This window comes from Vibrio fluvialis, assembly GCF_900460245.1.
In the GTDB taxonomy this organism is placed as follows: domain Bacteria; phylum Pseudomonadota; class Gammaproteobacteria; order Enterobacterales; family Vibrionaceae; genus Vibrio; species Vibrio fluvialis.
On record NZ_UHIP01000001.1, the window covers coordinates 2,672,813 to 2,692,458 of the forward strand.

Consider the following 19,646-nt stretch of genomic DNA (forward strand, 5'->3'; position numbering starts at 1 on the left):
AACTGTTTTTTTATCCAGTACTTCTTTGCACAAATCTCACTCTATGTAATACTTGTTCGACTTGGTATGACATAGAGCAAATCTGATGGACAAAATCGAAGTACGTGGTGCTCGTACCCATAACCTGAAGAACATCAATCTGACGATTCCGCGCGACAAACTGATTGTGATCACGGGCCTATCTGGTTCGGGTAAATCATCGCTCGCGTTCGATACTCTGTATGCCGAAGGGCAACGCCGTTACGTCGAATCCCTGTCAGCTTATGCGCGTCAGTTTCTGTCATTAATGGAAAAGCCGGATGTGGACCATATTGAGGGTCTATCACCAGCAATTTCTATTGAACAGAAATCTACCTCCCATAACCCGCGTTCGACCGTCGGTACGATTACCGAGGTATATGACTACCTGCGTCTGTTATACGCCCGCGTTGGTGAACCACGTTGTCCGGAACACAAAGTGCCGCTGGCCGCGCAAACCATCAGTCAGATGGTGGATAAAGTGCTGGAGATGCCGGAAGGCTCCAAGCTGATGCTGCTGGCCCCTATCGTGAAAGAGCGCAAAGGCGAACACGTTAAAACTTTGGAAAATCTGGCCGCGCAAGGCTTTATTCGCGCCCGCATCGATGGGGAAACCTGCGATCTTTCCGATCCACCGACACTGGAACTACACAAAAAACACACCATTGAAGTGGTGGTGGATCGTTTCAAAGTACGCAGCGATCTGCAGCAACGCCTGGCTGAATCGTTTGAAACCGCACTGGAACTGTCCGGCGGGATCGTGGTGGTGGCACCGATGGAAGGCGATGGTGAAGAACACGTGTTTTCAGCCAATTTCGCCTGCCCGCATTGTGGTTACAGTATGCGAGAGCTTGAACCACGTCTGTTCTCATTCAACAACCCAGCAGGCGCCTGCCAGACTTGTGACGGTTTGGGGGTTCAACAATATTTCGATCCGGACCGGGTCATTCAGGATGCCAGCCTGAGTCTTGCTCAAGGCGCCATTCGTGGTTGGGATCAGAAAAACTACTATTACTTTCAGATGCTGACGTCGCTGGCAGATCACTATGGGTTTGATCTGCATACGCCATTCAACAAGCTGCCAAAGAAAACACAGGAAATCATCCTGCAAGGTTCTGGCCGCACGGAAGTCGAATTCAAATACATTAACGATCGTGGTGACATCCGCGTTAAACGTCATCCGTTTGAAGGCATTCTGAACACGCTGGAACGCCGCTACCGTGATACCGAGTCGAGCTCAGTACGCGAAGAGCTAGTGAAATACATTTCCAACAAACCGTGTGCAAGCTGTGAAGGGACTCGCCTTCGTCTTGAAGCGCGCAACGTCTTCGTTAATGACACCACTTTGCCGCAAATCGTCGAGCTCAGCATCGCCGATGCTCTGGCTTTCTTCCAGACGCTGACTCTGGAAGGACAGCGTGCACAGATTGCCGAAAAAGTGATGAAAGAGATCAACGACCGTCTGCAATTTCTGGTCAACGTCGGTCTGAACTATCTCAATCTGTCGCGCAGTGCGGAAACGTTGTCTGGCGGTGAAGCGCAGCGTATTCGTCTGGCAAGCCAGATTGGTGCCGGTCTGGTGGGCGTGATGTACGTACTCGATGAACCGTCAATTGGTCTCCACCAGCGAGACAACGAACGCCTGTTGAAAACACTGAATCATTTGCGCGATCTGGGCAATACCGTTCTGGTCGTTGAACACGACGAGGATGCGATCCGCTTGGCCGATCACGTGATTGACATCGGTCCGGGTGCGGGTGTACATGGCGGATCCGTCGTCGCAGAAGGCACAGTGGAAGAAATCATTGCCAACAAAAACTCGCTGACAGGCCAGTATCTGAGCGGCGTTAAAGCCATTGAGGTACCGAAGCAGCGCGTACCACGCGATGCCAAGAAAACGGTTGAGCTGATCGGTGCGACCGGCAATAACCTGAAGAACGTCAATCTGTCAATTCCGGTGGGCCTGTTCAGTTGTATTACCGGGGTATCAGGTTCTGGTAAGTCGACGCTGATCAACGATACCTTCTTTAATATTGCGCACATTGCGCTGAATGACGCGACCACCTCGACACCTGCACCGTACAAGTCGATCAAAGGTCTGGAACATTTCGATAAAGTGATCGATATCGACCAGAGCCCAATTGGTCGTACGCCACGTTCAAACCCGGCCACTTATACTGGGATCTTTACTCCGATCCGCGAACTGTTTTCCGGCACGCAAGAATCACGCTCGCGAGGTTACAAACCGGGTCGCTTCAGTTTCAACGTCCGTGGTGGGCGTTGTGAAGCCTGTCAGGGTGACGGGGTGATCAAAGTGGAAATGCACTTCCTGCCGGATGTGTATGTACCGTGTGATGTATGTAAGGGCAAGCGCTACAATCGCGAAACGCTGGAAGTGCGTTACAAAGGCAAAACCATCGATGAAGTGCTGGAAATGACCGTGGAAGACGCGCGCGAATTCTTTGAGCCAGTACCGGTGATCGCCCGTAAACTGCAAACCTTGATGGATGTTGGTCTGTCTTACATTCGTCTTGGCCAGTCCGCTACGACTCTTTCCGGTGGTGAGGCGCAGCGGGTGAAACTCGCTCGAGAACTGTCCAAACGCGACACAGGCAAAACACTGTATATTCTGGATGAACCAACCACAGGTCTGCACTTCCATGATATTCAGCAACTGCTCGATGTATTGCATCGCCTGCGAGATAACGGCAACACCGTGGTGGTGATTGAGCACAACCTGGATGTCATTAAAACCGCCGACTGGATTGTCGATTTAGGCCCTGAAGGCGGACAAGGTGGGGGAGAAATCATCGCCCAAGGTACACCGGAAGATGTGGCGCAGGTCGAAGGATCGCATACGGCTCGCTTCCTTAAGCCTATGTTGAAATAGAAAAAAGCGGTAAAGTGACGAAACCAGCGGTCTGACGCTGGTTTCTTTTTTCCATTTGGTTGTGAGACGTTATGGCAACATTGTTACTGAGTGGCACTCAACTGGAACCACAAGCGCCCAGTGTTCCGTTGAATAAACCTTTTCTGATTGCGTTAGGCTGCGTGTACTTGCTCGCGATGCACTTTTTTATGCCCAATCCGGGCGGTGCCGGATTAGCGCTGTCATTCAATGCCACCACCTGGCTAGTGCTGAGCTTTGCCCTCGCCATTGGCCTCTATCAGCTCGCAACCTACCGCAAACTGCGTTATTCCAAACTGACGGTGGTGTTTTTGATCAGCAGTGTGATCATGACTCTGCCGATGTTTTACTCCAACGCCTATTGGCAAGGAGCATTGAGCCGCATTACCGGACTGTGGGCCGGATTGCTGCTATTTGTGGTGCTGCAGCAGTTCTATTTCAGTAATAAGCATAAACAGCGTCTGCTGTGGTACATCGTTCTGGCCTGTCTGATTGAAGCCGCCTTTGGCTTGTTCCAGTACTTTGAACTCAAACCGGGCAATATCTTTGGCTACAATACGATAGCCAACCGACCTTACGGCATTTTCCAGCAACCTAATGTGATGGCGAGCTTCCTCGCGACAGGACTGGTGCTGTCTGGCTACCTGCTGGCCCGTCAGCCGAAGAAATACAACAAACACCTCAGCGAAGTCAGTTTGCTGTATCTCACTCCGGTGATGACGCTGCCGCTGTTAGTCGTGCTGGCTTCTCGTACGGGTTGGTTATCGGCGCTATTAGGTATCGCTCTGATCCTGCCTTATATCTACCGTTTTTCACCGCGTCAGCGATTTATCAACTGGATTCTGGCCAGTATCGCAGGTTTGTTGATTGGTTTTGCCGCCTTACAGGTTGGAAATAATGGTCAGCTTGCGGCCGACAAAGCCGATTTAGACAGTCCGCGGCGCTACACTTTTCCGCAAGCGCTGGATATGCTGATTGAAAAGCCCTTTACCGGCTACGGCTACGGGAACTTCGAAGCCAAATATATGCTCTACACGGCTCGTCAGCACCAGCTCAACAGCAATTATCATCCTGGCCTGCCATCTATGGACCATCCGCATAATGAAACGCTGTACTGGGGTGTAGAAGGTGGCCTGCTGCCGATTCTGGGTATGGCGATTGCAGCCGGATTCGTCTTAATGCGTATCCGGTCCGCTAAGAAAGGCACCCGACTGGCTATGTTTGCTCTGTTGTTACCCATTACACTGCACAGCCAGCTCGAATATCCGTTTTACCACTCAGCCATTCACTGGATTACGTTTATTATTCTGTTGTTTTGGATCGATCAACGGGTCGCCAAATATCGCTTCGCTCGTTTTAGCAAGTTCAGTAAATCCGCACTGCGTATCGCCAGCATACTGCTGCCGTTTCTCACAACGATCTACATGCTCAGCGCTCTGCACACCAATTACGTGCTGACGAAGTTTGAGACCTCACAACCCAGGGATCCGGAAATTCTCAACAAAGTGACGAATCCGGTCGTCTGGCAAGATCGTTACGACTGGGATGTTTACAGTACGTACCTCAATATCGGTTTGTACAACCAACAGCCGCAGTATATTCAGCCCTACATCGATTGGTCATTGGCAATCATCAAACACAAGCCACGCCCGGCGTTTTACAACAATCTGATCCTTGCATATCAGGGATTAGGCGATCATAGCCGCGCTGAACAGATCCGCACTGAAGCTGAATTTCTGTTTCCGGATAAAGAGTTCGCCAACGTGCAATATGTACCGCCTTCGAGCGCGGTCTCGACAGCTCAATCGTACGAGGAGAGCGACGAGGAATAAAAAAGGTGGCTCCGGCCACCTTTTTTATTGTCACTTATTGCGTCAGCGCTTCTTCCAGGGCTTTGAGACACAAGGCTATATTTTCTGCTCTTGCACCATAGCCCATCACGCCTATGCGCCACGCTTTGCCTGCCAAAGCCCCCAGTCCTGCACCAATCTCTAGGTTGTATTCATTGAGCAGATGGGTGCGTACCGCAGCGTCATCGACACCTTCAGGAATGTACACCGCATTCAGTTGTGGCAAGCGGCTGGCTTCATCCACCACAAACGTCAGTCCCAACTGCTCCAAACCTGTTTTGAGTTTATCGTGCATCTTACGATGACGAGCCCAAGCATTCTCCAACCCTTCATTTTTCAGGATCAACAACGCTTCATGCAGCGCATACAGACTATTCACCGGCGCCGTATGGTGGTAGCTGCGTTTACCCTGCCCGCTCCAATACCCTAAAACCAAGCTCTGATCGAGGAACCAACTCTGAATAGGTGTGGTGCGTGACTGTATCTTCTCAATCGCTTTGACTGAAAAGGTCAACGGAGCAAGGCCCGGAACACACGACAAACACTTCTGGCTACCGGAATACACCGCATCCAGTTGCCATTCATCCACCAGCAAAGGCACACCACCCAATGACGTCACCGCATCAACAATTGTCAGCATACCATGCTGTTTCGCCAACGCGCCCAGCGCCTTGGCATCACTGCAAGCACCGGTAGAAGTCTCAGCATGTACGAACGCCAGAACTTTGGCATCCGGATGCTGCGCAATCGCCGCGGACACTTTCTCCACCGAGACAGGTTTACCCCATTCATCATCCACAACGACAACTTCGCCACCACAACGCACGACGTTCTCGCGCATACGCTCACCGAACACACCGTTGCGGCACACAATCACTTTGTCACCCGGTTCAACCAGATTGACGAAACACGCTTCCATCCCCGCGCTGCCCGGTGCGGAAACCGCAATGGTAAAGTCGTTTTCAGTCTGGAACGCGTATTTCAACAGCTGTTTGAGTTCATCCATCATCCCCACAAACAGTGGATCCAAATGGCCCACCGTTGGGCGACTGAGTGCCTGCAGAACCTGCGGAGAAATATCCGAGGGGCCAGGGCCCATCAGAATACGATGTGGGGGAATGAAACTACGGATAGTCATAATTGCTCCTTGCTTGGGGGGATGAAAAACAAGGGTAATCGAAATCCCCCAACGCGACAATTCGACTGAGGTCTAGAGGTCGAACCAGCGTCACATTCACTGAATAATTATTTTCATTGAGTGAGAAATTTACGATTGACAATAAGCACATAAACCCGTTCAATGTGTGAGCTATCTAGCAGAAGAGGAGCACTGCCCAGGCAGGTGTTTTGTGGAGCCTCAACTCCAATACAGAACACTCAGGGGGAGTAGTGCCGAGATGGATCAGAATTGTGGTTCTGGTTTGTCGGTTGAACGGGCTGAATCCCTTCAACTGTCATCAGTACTATGCTGATGAAGAGCTTCTGAGGAAACCTTTCAAAGTACACCTCTCTTTTTTGCTCTAAGAACACTCTCTTCAAAACATTGGACGTTGGATTACCAACCATTTTAATTTCTGGGAAGTCTGGGAGAAATGCCGTGAGTGCATTCAATGTCGCCAAATTTGGCGGTACAAGTGTTGCGAATTTTGAAGCGATGAGCCGTTGCTCTGCCATCATCGAAAATAATCCACAAACCAAACTGGTCGTCAGCAGCGCCTGCTCTGGTGTGACCAATCTATTGGTGGAATTGGCAAACGGTGTGCAGGAAGCTGAACAGCGTCTGGCAATCGTAAAGCAGTTGGCGGATATTCATGATGCGATTATTGACCAGTTGGCGGACCCGACTCAGGTCGAAAAAGAAGTGCACACCATTTTAGACAGCGTGGCCAGCGCTGCTGAAGCGGCCTCGTTCCAATCCAGTAAGAAACTGACCGATCATCTGGTTGCCTGCGGTGAACTGATGTCGACTTATATTCTGGCGCAGCTGATGCGTGAACGCGGCGTCGATGCGGTGCGTTTTGATATTCGTGACGTCTTACGCACCGATGATCATTATGGTCGCGCGGAACCGCAGGTTGATGAGATCAAACGTCTGGCCAAACAAACGCTGGTGCCGCTGTGCCAGCAACATGTGGTCGTCACGCAGGGCTTTATCGGCTCAGATGAGCAAGGTAACACCACCACGCTGGGCCGTGGCGGCAGTGACTATTCAGCAGCCTTGATTGCTGAAGCCGTTGAAGCCAGCGGCCTCGAGATCTGGACTGACGTACCGGGCATCTACACCACAGACCCACGCATTGCGCCTAAAGCTGCGCCAATCCCGGAGATCAGTTTCAGCGAAGCGTCTGAGATGGCCAATTTTGGCGCTAAAATCCTGCACCCTTCCACGCTGGTTCCGGCGATTCGTCACGGCATTCCTGTGTTTGTCGGTTCGTCTAAAGAACCGGAAAAAGGCGGTACCTGGATTCGTCAGGAAGTGGAAAACTCACCACAGTTTCGCGCGCTGGCTCTGCGCTGCAACCAGACCATGGTGACACTACGCAGCGCCAAGATGTTTCATGCCTACGGCTTCCTGGCTAAAGTGTTTGAAGTTCTGGCCAAGTACAAAATTTCCGTCGATCTGATCACGACTTCAGAGATCAGTGTGTCGCTGACTCTGGATAAAACCGACACGTCTGGTGGCGCGCCGGAACTACCTCAAGAAGCGCGTGCCGAATTGGAAGAACTGGCGACAGTCGAAGTGGAACACAATCTGTGTTTGGTGGCGTTGATCGGCAACCAGATGGAGACCAAAGGCTACGCCAAGCAAGTGTTCAGCACTCTGGGTGACTTCAACCTGCGCATGATCTGTTACGGCGCCAGCGATCACAACCTCTGCTTCTTGGTTGATGCACCTGTTTCAAAGAATGTGATTCAGAAACTGCATCAGGATCTGTTCGAGCTATAATTGGGTTTCGTTAGCAAAACGCATAAAGAAAAGGTCACCCTCAGGTGACCTTTGTTGTTTCTGTACTTTGTTGTTTCAGTGCTTAGCCGTTGATATTTGGCCCCAACCATTTTTCGGCTTCAAGGTTATCCCACCCTTTGCGCTCAGCGTAGCTCTGCACCTGATCATCCTGAATCTGCGCAATGGCAAAGTAGCGTGAATCCGGATGCGAGAAATACCAGCCCGACACTGATGCGCCCGGCCACATCGCATAACTGGTAGTCAGCGACATGCCAATCGTCTCTTCAACCTTGAGCATCTCCCACAAGGTGCCTTTCTCGGTATGTTCCGGACAGGCCGGATAACCAGGTGCCGGACGAATCCCCTGATATTTTTCGCGAATCAGCTCGTCGTTCGACAGGTTTTCATCCGTCGCGTAGCCCCAAATCTCTTTGCGCACTTTTTCATGCAGATATTCAGCAAACGCTTCGGCCAGACGGTCGGCCACCGCCTGAATCATGATTGCATTGTAGTCATCACCCTGCGCTTTGTATTGATCCGCCAGCTCACGTTCGCCAATACCGCCCGTGACCGCAAATGCCCCAATCCAATCCTTTTTACCACTCGATTTCGGCGCGATGTAATCCGACAGACAGTAGTTCGCCCCTTTCGGCTTATGGGTTTGCTGACGCAGGTTATACAGGGTGTGGGCCACTTCCGTACGCGACTCATCGCGGTACACTTCAATATCATCCCCCACACTCGCCGCCGGGAACAGCGCACACATACCACTGGCTTTCAGTAAGCCTTCACGCTCAACCTTGTCCAGCAATTCGTTGGCATCCTTAAACAGACGCAGAGCCTCTTCGCCCACTTCTTCATGTTGCAAGATCGCCGGGTATTTGCCCATCAGCGACCAGGTCATGAAAAATGGCGTCCAGTCGATGTACTGACGCAATGTAGACAGCTCAACGTGTTCAAATACGTGAACGCCGGGTTTGGCCGGAACGGGTGGTGTGTAGCTGTCCCAATCAATCGGCGCCTTATTAGCACGTGCTTCCTCGAGTGTCACCGGACGAGTCTTCGGCGTTTTACGCGCATGCTGATCACGTGTGCGTTCGTAATCCAAGTCCAATTTTTCAATAAAGGCCGGACGCAGTTCGTCAGACAGCAGTGAAGTACACACCCCCACCGCACGCGAAGCATTGTTTACATACACCACAGGCTGATGGTAGTTCTGCTCAATCTTCACCGCAGTATGCGCTTTCGAGGTCGTCGCACCACCAATCAGCAGCGGCAAATCAAACCCTTGGCGCTCCATCTCCTTGGCTACGTGGACCATTTCATCCAGCGATGGTGTAATCAGACCAGACAAACCGATGATATCGACGTTTTTCTCACGTGCCACTTTAAGGATCTGTTCACACGGCACCATCACGCCAAGGTCAATGATTTCGTAGTTATTACACTGCAATACCACACCGACAATGTTTTTACCGATGTCATGCACATCGCCCTTCACTGTCGCGAGCAGGATCTTGCCGTTGGTTGATCCTGACTGCTTTTCAGCGTTGATGAACGGCTCTAAGTGCGCCACCGCTTGCTTCATCACGCGCGCCGACTTCACCACCTGCGGCAAGAACATTTTGCCTTCACCAAACAGGTCACCGACGACGTTCATGCCGTCCATCAGCGGACCTTCGATCACTTCCAGCGGCTTGCTGGCATTGACGCGTGCTTCTTCAGTGTCTTCAACAATAAACTCGGTAATCCCTTTGACTAACGCATGTTCCAGACGTTTGGCGACCGGCCAGGTACGCCATTCAAGCGCAGAAGCATCGTCCTGTTTGCCAACCGCATTTTCACGGTACTCATCGGCAATTTCCAGTAAGCGCTCAGTCGCATCGTTATGACGGTTTAGAATCACATCTTCGACCGCTTCACGCAGCTTCTCTGGCACGTTGTCGTAAATTTCCAGCTGGCCGGCATTCACGATGCCCATGTCCATGCCGTTTTTGAAACAGTGATACAGGAACACGGCGTGGATCGCTTCGCGCACATAGTTATTGCCACGGAAGGAGAACGACACGTTGGATACGCCACCGGAGATCATGGCGTGCGGCAAATCGCGTTTGATGTCCGCTACCGCGTTAATAAAATCAAGCGCATAGTTGTTGTGTTCATCGATACCCGTTGCGACCGCGAAGATGTTCGGGTCGAAAATGATGTCTTCTGGCGGAAAGCCGACTTCATCGACCAGAATGTGATAAGCGCGGCGACAGATTTCTAGTTTACGTTCACGGGTATCGGCCTGGCCAACTTCATCGAACGCCATCACAATCACCGCAGCACCGTAGCGACGCACGAGTTTCGCCTGCTGAACGAATTTCTCTTTGCCCTCTTTGAGGGAAATGGAGTTCACGATGCCTTTGCCCTGAATGCATTTCAGGCCCGCTTCGATAACTTCCCATTTGGATGAATCGACCATTACCGGAACTTTCGAAATCTCCGGCTCAGACGCACACAAGTTAAGGAAACGCACCATACAGGCTTCAGCATCTAACATGCCTTCGTCCATGTTGATATCAATGATTTGCGCGCCGTTTTCGACCTGTTCACGCGCGACATCCAGCGCTTCGTCGTATTGTTCTTCTTTAATGAGACGCTTGAAGCGAGCTGAACCCGTCACGTTGGTACGTTCACCGACGTTCACAAACAAGGTTTCTTTCGCGATGTTCAGCGGCTCCAGGCCAGAGAGACGACATTCCACGTTGAGTGTCGGCAAAGCGCGAGGCTTGACGCCTTCAACGGCTTTCGCCATCGCAGCAATGTGCTCAGGCGTCGTACCACAACAGCCGCCCACTAAGTTCAGAAAACCCGTTTTTGCCCACTCTTCAATATGTTCGGCCATCTCTTCGGCCGAGAGATCGTATTCACCGAAGGCGTTTGGCAAACCTGCGTTAGGGTGCGCGGAGACATGGCACTCAGCAATGCGCGACAGTTCTTCCACATATTGACGCAACTCGTCAGGGCCCAACGCACAGTTCAGGCCAAAGGAAATTGGGCGCACGTGACGCAGCGCGTTGTAGAAAGCTTCGGTCGTCTGACCCGATAAGGTGCGGCCAGAGGCATCGGTAATGGTGCCCGAAATCATCACCGGCAACTCAATACCTAATTCTTCAAACACCGACTCGACCGCGAAAGCGCACGCTTTGGCGTTCAGCGTATCAAAGATGGTTTCAATCAGGATGAGATCGCTGCCGCCCTTGATAAGTGCGCGAGTCGATTCCGAGTACGCTTCAACCAACTGTTCAAAGGTCACATTTCGATAGCCCGGGTCGTTCACATCCGGAGAGATAGAGCAGGTGCGGTTGGTTGGGCCAAGAACACCGGCGACATAGCGGGGTTTATCCGGCGTTTTCGCCGTCCATTCGTCCGCTACTTCGCGTGCGAGCTTCGCCGCTGCAACGTTGATCTCGGCACTCAGCGACTGCATGTCGTAGTCAGCCATCGCAATGGTGGTGGCATTGAAGGTGTTGGTTTCAAGAATATCCGCCCCGGCTTCCAGATAAGCCGAGTGAATCTCTTTAATCAGCTGAGGCTGGGTAAGCACCAACAGGTCGTTGTTCCCTTTCAGGTCGCTGTGCCAATCGGCAAAACGTTCGCCGCGGTAGTCCTGCTCTTCCAGCTTATATCCCTGGATCATGGTGCCCATACCACCGTCGATCAGTAAGATACGCTGTTGCAGTTGCGATTCGATTTGGTGTCTTACATTAGTTCCCACAATACAGCCTCATTCCTTTTTTGCTTTTCCGACATCCTATCACACATTGATTAGAAATCTAGACGTCTAAAATAGCTAATTGGCACTAACTTATTCCACCTCGAACTGATAAAAGTGTACATAAAAAAGTGTTTGCTATTTACCCAGCATCGAAGGACAATTTCGTTCATATTTTGTTACACAACGAGAAGAAAATGTCGGTCTACTATACTCTGTGCTTTCTATCTGCTGCGGCAATGATGATCGCCTTTTTAAACAGTAAGATAGGTAAGATGCAAACCACGATTGCGATCACCGCAGGTTCCATGTTGCTTTCCTTACTTATCCTTATCGCCGGTCAAAATGACTGGTTTCATCTGACTCAAATTGCCACTGAAACAGTCACCAGTATTAACTTCGAAAACTTCCTGCTGAAAGGTATTCTGGGCTTCCTGCTGTTCGCCGGTGGTCTTGGCATCAAACTGCCGAACCTGAAAGATCAAAAGTGGGAAATTACGGTTTTAGCGCTGGGTGCGACACTCTTCTCAACCTTCTTTATCGGTTTTGGTCTGTATGCCTTCTGTCAGCTTATCGGTATTCACTTTGATCTGGTCTACTGCCTGCTGTTTGGTGCACTGATTTCCCCAACCGACCCTATCGCCGTTCTGGCCATCGTGAAAAAGCTCAACGCTCCGAAACGTATTTCGACTCAGATCGAAGGCGAATCGTTGTTTAACGATGGTTTTGGCCTGGTTATCTTCGTAACGATCTTCACTATCGCGTTTGGTCATGAAGCTCCAACGGTCGGCAGTGTTGTCGGTCTGTTTGCTCAAGAAGCAATGGGCGGTATCTTCTACGGCTTCCTTCTAGGTCTGCTGTTCCACTACTTAATCAGTGCCACTGACGACCACTCGATGGAGCTGTTGCTCACCATCGGTATCCCAACCGCAGGCTATGTCTTCGCCGATGTAATTCACGTTTCTGGGCCGCTGGCGATGGTCGTATCAGGCATCATGATCGGTAACTGGACTCGCTTTATCGGCTTCTCTAAAGAGAGTGAAGAACACTTGGACCACTTCTGGGAACTGGTTGACGAATTCCTTAACGGCGTGCTGTTCCTGCTGATCGGTATGTCGATGCTGCTGTTTGAATTCCACGAAGAAGACTGGATCATGATGGCAATCGCGGTTCCACTCGTACTGTGCGCTCGCTACCTGAGTGTGTTCGTGTCTTACATTGGATTTAAGCGCTACCGCAAATACAACCCTTGGTCGATTAAAATTCTGACTTGGGGCGGCCTACGCGGTGGTCTTGCACTGGCGATGGCATTGTCGATTCCATCCGGCATGATGATCATTCCAGACAAGCTGATCGATGTAAAAGAACTGATTCTGGTGATGACCTACGCTGTAGTGGTATTCTCAATTCTGGTTCAAGGCTCAACCATTACGCCAATGATTGAAAAAGCTAAGAAAGCTGAAAAAGAGATGGAACAGGAACAACAAGTCGCTCTGAGCAAAGAAGCGCAACCAAAAGAGCAGCAGGAACAGAACGTTTAATCTCTCCCGCCTTTAATACAAAGTAGAAAAGCAGTAACTTCGTTGCTGCTTTTTTTATTATCTTAAACACGCACATCACTTTATCTTCACGCCTTCCTACTTTGTTCATCACTACTGTTCCTTCCTCGAAGATCCTCATTTCTCATTTGCAGCCAGAACATGGAGCCTAGAGCTACATGAATATTATTAGTTTTAATCTTCTCTCTTGTTTGAAACAAAAGTGACTGAGTCATAAAAATTCGCCATACCACGACTGACAAATAACCAGGATACACATCAATCAATGAAAGATTCAGGCATATAAGAATATTGCTGACAGGCAGGAGATCTAAACCGGACAAACGAGCCGCTGTTCTTATCCAAAAGTCAGCTCCAAAGCCAGAAACGCCTATGAGCGATGTTCCTTTGTAGATCATGAGATTAGTCGAGTTTGATACTAGTGAGGCAGGTATGCCATTACAGTCGGTATAAATAAGACCCTACCAATACACAGAGTAAGAGTAGCGAAGTCTATCTTTACCAAACAGAGGCGCGATGACAACAAAGCAAAGGTGTAAGAGCTTAGATAGGTAACAATCCGTTAGCCGTTAGGAATAACGCTTGCGAGCGACAAAGCGTAAGGGCGAGAGAAAGAGGAGAGCGAAGCGCTCAGTGAGGCTGGAGAGTGTGGAGGTTTAGCAACTCCCAGATAGCAAAAAACCCCAGCATTGCTGCTGAGGTCTTAAATAAGTGGCGGAGCGGACGGGACTCGAACCCGCGACCCCCGGCGTGACAGGCCGGTATTCTAACCAACTGAACTACCGCTCCGCACTGGTTAGACTCAAGAGTCTAAATTTAAAGCCTGGCGATGTTCTACTCTCACATGGGGAGACCCCACACTACCATCGACGCTGTTTCGTTTCACTTCTGAGTTCGGAATGGGATCAGGTGGGTCCAAAACGCTATGGTCGCCAAGCAAATTCTTAAAATTCGGAAAGCTGTTTTCGTTCTCTCAACACATTCTTATGCGCTTAGCTTTGAGTCCAATACAAAACCCCTTGGGTGTTGTATGGTTAAGCCTCACGGGCAATTAGTACAGGTTAGCTCAACGCCTCACAACGCTTACACACCCTGCCTATCAACGTTCTAGTCTCGAACAACCCTTTAGGATACTTAAAGTATCAGGGAAGACTCATCTCAGGGCTCGCTTCCCGCTTAGATGCTTTCAGCGGTTATCGATTCCGAACTTAGCTACCGGGCAATGCGTCTGGCGACACAACCCGAACACCAGAGGTTCGTCCACTCCGGTCCTCTCGTACTAGGAGCAGCCCCCTTCAATCTTCCAACGCCCACGGCAGATAGGGACCGAACTGTCTCACGACGTTCTAAACCCAGCTCGCGTACCACTTTAAATGGCGAACAGCCATACCCTTGGGACCGACTTCAGCCCCAGGATGTGATGAGCCGACATCGAGGTGCCAAACACCGCCGTCGATATGAACTCTTGGGCGGTATCAGCCTGTTATCCCCGGAGTACCTTTTATCCGTTGAGCGATGGCCCTTCCATACAGAACCACCGGATCACTATGACCTGCTTTCGCACCTGCTCGAACCGTCATTCTCGCAGTTAAGCGGGCTTATGCCATTGCACTAACCTCACGATGTCCAACCGTGATTAGCCCACCTTCGTGCTCCTCCGTTACTCTTTGGGAGGAGACCGCCCCAGTCAAACTACCCACCAGGCACTGTCCTCACCCCGGATAACGGGGCTAAGTTAGAACATCAAACATACAAGGGTGGTATTTCAAGGACGGCTCCAACGCAACTAGCGTCACGTCTTCAAAGCCTCCCACCTATCCTACACATGTAGGTTCAATGTTCAGTGCCAAGCTGTAGTAAAGGTTCACGGGGTCTTTCCGTCTAGCCGCGGGTACACTGCATCTTCACAGCGATTTCAATTTCACTGAGTCTCGGGTGGAGACAGCGTGGCCATCATTACGCCATTCGTGCAGGTCGGAACTTACCCGACAAGGAATTTCGCTACCTTAGGACCGTTATAGTTACGGCCGCCGTTTACCGGGGCTTCGATCAAGAGCTTCGCTTACGCTAACCCCATCAATTAACCTTCCGGCACCGGGCAGGCGTCACACCGTATACGTCATCTTACGATTTTGCACAGTGCTGTGTTTTTAATAAACAGTTGCAGCCACCTGGTATCTGCGACTCTCATCAGCTCCATCCGCGAGGGACTTCACCATCAAGAGCGTACCTTCTCCCGAAGTTACGGTACCATTTTGCCTAGTTCCTTCACCCGAGTTCTCTCAAGCGCCTTGGTATTCTCTACCCGACCACCTGTGTCGGTTTGGGGTACGATTCCTTACAATCTGAAGCTTAGAGGCTTTTCCTGGAAGCATGGCATCAATGACTTCACTACCGTAGTAGCTCGACGTCGTGTCTCAGCCTTAGAGAGAGCCGGATTTACCTAACCCTCAAGCCTACGCACTTGAACCTGGACAACCGTCGCCAGGCCCACCTAGCCTTCTCCGTCCCCCCATCGCAATTGTAAGAAGTACGGGAATATTAACCCGTTTCCCATCGACTACGCCTTTCGGCCTCGCCTTAGGGGTCGACTTACCCTGCCCCGATTAACGTTGGACAGGAACCCTTGGTCTTCCGGCGGGGAGGTTTTTCACCCCCCTTGTCGTTACTCATGTCAGCATTCGCACTTCTGATACCTCCAGCATGCTTTACAACACACCTTCAACGGCTTACAGAACGCTCCCCTACCCAATACGATAAATCGCATTGCCGCAGCTTCGGTTTACAGCTTAGCCCCGTTACATCTTCCGCGCAGACCGACTCGACTAGTGAGCTATTACGCTTTCTTTAAATGATGGCTGCTTCTAAGCCAACATCCTAGCTGTCTGAGCCTTCCCACATCGTTTCCCACTTAGCTGTAATTTGGGACCTTAGCTGGCGGTCTGGGTTGTTTCCCTCTCCACGACGGACGTTAGCACCCGCCGTGTGTCTCCCGGATAGTACTTACTGGTATTCGGAGTTTGCAAAGGGTTGGTAAGTCGGGATGACCCCCTAGCCTTAACAGTGCTCTACCCCCAGTAGTATTCGTCCGAGGCGCTACCTAAATAGCTTTCGGGGAGAACCAGCTATCTCCGAGTTTGATTGGCCTTTCACCCCTAGCCACAAGTCATCCGCTAATTTTTCAACATTAGTCGGTTCGGTCCTCCAGTTGATGTTACTCAACCTTCAACCTGCCCATGGCTAGATCACCCGGTTTCGGGTCTATATCCAGAGACTGAACGCCCAGTTAAGACTCGGTTTCCCTACGGCTCCCCTAAATGGTTAACCTTGCCACTGAATATAAGTCGCTGACCCATTATACAAAAGGTACGCAGTCACCCCACGAAGAGGCTCCTACTGCTTGTACGTACACGGTTTCAGGTTCTATTTCACTCCCCTCACAGGGGTTCTTTTCGCCTTTCCCTCACGGTACTGGTTCACTATCGGTCAGTCAGGAGTATTTAGCCTTGGAGGATGGTCCCCCCATATTCAGACAGGATAACACGTGTCCCGCCCTACTCGATTTCACTGAACATGCGCTGTCGGCTACGGGGCTATCACCCTGTTTCGCGGTCCTTTCCAGAACCTTCACCTGACGCATGTAAAGCTTAAGGGCTAATCCAATTTCGCTCGCCGCTACTATCGGAATCTCGGTTGATTTCTTCTCCTCGGGGTACTTAGATGTTTCAGTTCCCCCGGTTCGCTTCATTAACCTATGTATTCAGTTAATGATAACTGCTTATGCAGTTGGGTTTCCCCATTCGGAAATCTCAGACTCAAGTGGCTGTTACTGCCTAATCTGAGCTTATCGCAAGTTACTACGTCCTTCATCGCCTCTGACTGCCAAGGCATCCACCGTGTACGCTTAGTCACTTAACCATACAACCCGAAGGAGTTTCGGGTTGCTGTTAAACAACCTAGGTGTCACACATTTATTTTTCATGAGTGTGTGACTGATTTTGCCGGACTCAATTTGAAGACTTACTGAATCAGTAAGCTTCGATACCAAGCACACTTGAATGTGTTTGTTGGTGTATTCCATTCAGGAATACATTGAGAACTTTACAAACAACAATAAATTGTTGTTTTGTCAGCTTTCCAAATTGTTAAAGAGCTATGCCACTTTCTATCGAAAGAAACACTTTCTAAGGATTCTCAGCGTCAGAAATCCGAACCACACCCGTTTTACTGAAGTGGTTTGGCTATCCTATCCAAAAATTCTTAGAGAGTGGTGGGCGATACCGGGTTCGAACCAGTGACCCCCTGCTTGTAAGGCAGGTGCTCTCCCAACTGAGCTAATCGCCCACATTATTTGATTTCCTGTGGCAGGAAATGGTGGGTCGTGCAGGATTCGAACCTGCGACCAATTGATTAAAAGTCAACTGCTCTACCAACTGAGCTAACGACCCGTGGTATCCCGTAGGGGAGTCGAACCCCTGTTACCGCCGTGAAAGGGCGGTGTCCTAGGCCTCTAGACGAACGGGACACTAAGATACTCTTCACATTTAAACCGTATCAATCTGTGTGAACACTCATCGCAATAATCATTCGTATAAGGAGGTGATCCAGCGCCAGGTTCCCCTAGCGCTACCTTGTTACGACTTCACCCCAGTCATGAACCACAAAGTGGCAAGCGTCCTCCCGAAGGTTAAACTACCTGCTTCTTTTGCAGCCCACTCCCATGGTGTGACGGGCGGTGTGTACAAGGCCCGGGAACGTATTCACCGTGACATTCTGATTCACGATTACTAGCGATTCCGACTTCATGGAGTCGAGTTGCAGACTCCAATCCGGACTACGACGCACTTTTTGGGATTCGCTCACTTTCGCAAGTTGGCCGCCCTCTGTATGCGCCATTGTAGCACGTGTGTAGCCCTACTCGTAAGGGCCATGATGACTTGACGTCGTCCCCACCTTCCTCCGGTTTATCACCGGCAGTCTCCCTGGAGTTCCCGACATTACTCGCTGGCAAACAAGGATAAGGGTTGCGCTCGTTGCGGGACTTAACCCAACATTTCACAACACGAGCTGACGACAGCCATGCAGCACCTGTCTCAGAGTTCCCGAAGGCACCAAAGCATCTCTGCTAAGTTCTCTGGATGTCAAGAGTAGGTAAGGTTCTTCGCGTTGCATCGAATTAAACCACATGCTCCACCGCTTGTGCGGGCCCCCGTCAATTCATTTGAGTTTTAATCTTGCGACCGTACTCCCCAGGCGGTCTACTTAACGCGTTAGCTCCGAAAGCCACGGCTCAAGGCCACAACCTCCAAGTAGACATCGTTTACGGCGTGGACTACCAGGGTATCTAATCCTGTTTGCTCCCCACGCTTTCGCATCTGAGTGTCAGTATCTGTCCAGGGGGCCGCCTTCGCCACCGGTATTCCTTCAGATCTCTACGCATTTCACCGCTACACCTGAAATTCTACCCCCCTCTACAGTACTCTAGCCTGCCAGTTTCAAATGCAATTCCGAGGTTGAGCCCCGGGCTTTCACATCTGACTTAACAAACCACCTGCATGCGCTTTACGCCCAGTAATTCCGATTAACGCTCGCACCCTCCGTATTACCGCGGCTGCTGGCACGGAGTTAGCCGGTGCTTCTTCTGCAGCTAACGTCAAAAGATACCGCTATTAACGATACCTCCTTCCTCACTGCTGAAAGTACTTTACAACCCGAAGGCCTTCTTCATACACGCGGCATGGCTGCATCAGGCTTGCGCCCATTGTGCAATATTCCCCACTGCTGCCTCCCGTAGGAGTCTGGACCGTGTCTCAGTTCCAGTGTGGCTGATCATCCTCTCAGACCAGCTAGGGATCGTCGCCTTGGTGAGCCCTTACCTCACCAACTAGCTAATCCCACCTGGGCATATCCTGACGCGAGAGGCCCGAAGGTCCCCCTCTTTGAGCCGAAGCTATCATGCGGTATTAGCCATCGTTTCCAATGGTTATCCCCCACATCAGGGCAATTTCCCAGGCATTACTCACCCGTCCGCCGCTCGCCGCCCAACAAATCCCCCGAAGGTTCAATGTTGTCGCTGCCGCTCGACTTGCATGTGTTAGGCCTGCCGCCAGCGTTCAATCTGAGCCATGATCAAACTCTTCAATTAAAGTTTTGGCTCAATGAATACTGATAACATTACTATGTAATGTTGAATTGACTGTGCTCGATACCGAAGTATCAAATTGGTCACTCAGTTCATTGATAAATCTTTTGCGATTATCATCAACGAGTGCCCACACAGATTGATAGGTTTATATTGTTAAAGAGCTTTGCTTTCAGTGCGTTAGCACGTAGGCAGGACGCGTATATTACGCTTCACACCGTGAAAGTCAACATAAAACTCTAAGTTTTTTAGAGCCCTATGGTGACTTGCTTAAAAGTTAAGCAAGTGCAATTTAAAGCCTGGCGATGTTCTACTCTCACATGGGGAGACCCCACACTACCATCGACGCTGTTTCGTTTCACTTCTGAGTTCGGAATGGGATCAGGTGGGTCCAAAACGCTATGGTCGCCAAGCAAATTCTTAAAATTCGGAAAGCTGTTTTTCGTTCTCTCAACACATTCT

Annotated in this window: 7 protein-coding genes, 4 tRNA genes, 4 rRNA genes and 1 riboswitch; of the genes, 4 read left to right on the plus strand and 11 right to left on the minus strand. The window is 50.6% G+C overall.

From position 1 onward, the window contains the following. The first annotated feature begins 85 nt into the window (after positions 1-85). Both uvrA and DYA43_RS12555 read left to right on the plus strand, forming a co-directional pair. Positions 86-2,908, plus strand: a complete 2,823-nt coding sequence (gene uvrA, locus DYA43_RS12550) for an excinuclease ABC subunit UvrA (protein WP_061056941.1) — start codon at positions 86-88, stop codon at positions 2,906-2,908. 71 nt (positions 2,909-2,979) lie between these two features. Continuing rightward, complete coding sequence (locus DYA43_RS12555; RefSeq protein ID WP_061056942.1) at positions 2,980-4,758, plus strand: PglL family O-oligosaccharyltransferase; 1,779 nt, start codon at positions 2,980-2,982, stop codon at positions 4,756-4,758. A 34-nt stretch (positions 4,759-4,792) separates the two neighbouring features. Here DYA43_RS12555 and DYA43_RS12560 read toward each other — a convergent pair whose 3' ends face one another. Next, positions 4,793-5,914: a pyridoxal-phosphate-dependent aminotransferase family protein gene (locus DYA43_RS12560; protein WP_020433253.1), complete on the minus strand. Its 1,122-nt coding sequence runs from the start codon at positions 5,912-5,914 to the stop codon at positions 4,793-4,795. 174 nt (positions 5,915-6,088) lie between these two features. Beyond that, positions 6,089-6,266: riboswitch (Lysine riboswitch) on the plus strand. Between the two features lie 107 nt (positions 6,267-6,373). Here DYA43_RS12560 and lysC point away from each other — a divergent pair. Next, complete coding sequence (gene lysC, locus DYA43_RS12565; protein WP_020433254.1) at positions 6,374-7,723, plus strand: lysine-sensitive aspartokinase 3; 1,350 nt, start codon at positions 6,374-6,376, stop codon at positions 7,721-7,723. 82 nt (positions 7,724-7,805) lie between these two features. Here lysC and metH read toward each other — a convergent pair whose 3' ends face one another. Further along, positions 7,806-11,486: a methionine synthase gene (metH, locus tag DYA43_RS12570; RefSeq protein ID WP_061056943.1), complete on the minus strand. Its 3,681-nt coding sequence runs from the start codon at positions 11,484-11,486 to the stop codon at positions 7,806-7,808. 194 nt (positions 11,487-11,680) lie between these two features. Between metH and DYA43_RS12575 the strand changes: the two genes are divergently transcribed. Continuing rightward, positions 11,681-13,024 (plus strand): cation:proton antiporter, encoded by a 1,344-nt coding sequence (locus tag DYA43_RS12575; protein ID WP_020433257.1) that lies wholly within the window; start codon positions 11,681-11,683, stop codon positions 13,022-13,024. 86 nt (positions 13,025-13,110) lie between these two features. On the opposite strand, the gene DYA43_RS12580 is transcribed toward DYA43_RS12575, so the two are convergent. The 9 genes from DYA43_RS12580 to rrf (DYA43_RS12625) form a co-directional block, all read right to left on the minus strand. Beyond that, on the minus strand, positions 13,111-13,440 hold the full coding sequence (locus DYA43_RS12580; protein WP_061056944.1) for a hypothetical protein: 330 nt from the start codon (positions 13,438-13,440) through the stop codon (positions 13,111-13,113). Positions 13,441-13,754: 314 nt separating this feature from the next. Next, a tRNA-Asp gene (locus DYA43_RS12585) sits at positions 13,755-13,831 on the minus strand. Positions 13,832-13,863: 32 nt separating this feature from the next. After that, positions 13,864-13,979, minus strand: a 5S ribosomal RNA gene (rrf, locus tag DYA43_RS12590). A 93-nt stretch (positions 13,980-14,072) separates the two neighbouring features. After that, positions 14,073-16,960: ribosomal RNA gene (locus tag DYA43_RS12595) — 23S ribosomal RNA — on the minus strand. A gap of 350 nt (positions 16,961-17,310) precedes the next feature. After that, a tRNA-Val gene (locus tag DYA43_RS12605) sits at positions 17,311-17,386 on the minus strand. Between the two features lie 28 nt (positions 17,387-17,414). After that, positions 17,415-17,490: transfer RNA gene (locus DYA43_RS12610), tRNA-Lys, on the minus strand. Position 17,491: 1 nt separating this feature from the next. After that, a tRNA-Glu gene (locus DYA43_RS12615) sits at positions 17,492-17,567 on the minus strand. A gap of 67 nt (positions 17,568-17,634) precedes the next feature. Next, positions 17,635-19,187 (minus strand): 16S ribosomal RNA (locus DYA43_RS12620). 294 nt (positions 19,188-19,481) lie between these two features. Continuing rightward, positions 19,482-19,597: ribosomal RNA gene (rrf, locus tag DYA43_RS12625) — 5S ribosomal RNA — on the minus strand. The 16S, 23S and 5S rRNA genes sit together here with 4 tRNA genes alongside, the layout of an rRNA operon. Positions 19,598-19,646: the final 49 nt, after the last annotated feature.

What these genes read in the sequence shown, in the direction of transcription:
- uvrA (WP_061056941.1), top strand. Translation starts at nt 86, where the DNA reads ATGGACAAAATCGAAGTACGTGGTGCTCGTACCCATAACCTGAAGAAC.
- DYA43_RS12555 (WP_061056942.1), top strand. Translation starts at nt 2,980, where the DNA reads ATGGCAACATTGTTACTGAGTGGCACTCAACTGGAACCACAAGCGCCC.
- DYA43_RS12560 (WP_020433253.1), bottom strand. Translation starts at nt 5,914, where the DNA reads ATGACTATCCGTAGTTTCATTCCCCCACATCGTATTCTGATGGGCCCT.
- DYA43_RS12575 (WP_020433257.1), top strand. Translation starts at nt 11,681, where the DNA reads ATGTCGGTCTACTATACTCTGTGCTTTCTATCTGCTGCGGCAATGATG.
- DYA43_RS12580 (WP_061056944.1), bottom strand. Translation starts at nt 13,440, where the DNA reads ATGATCTACAAAGGAACATCGCTCATAGGCGTTTCTGGCTTTGGAGCT.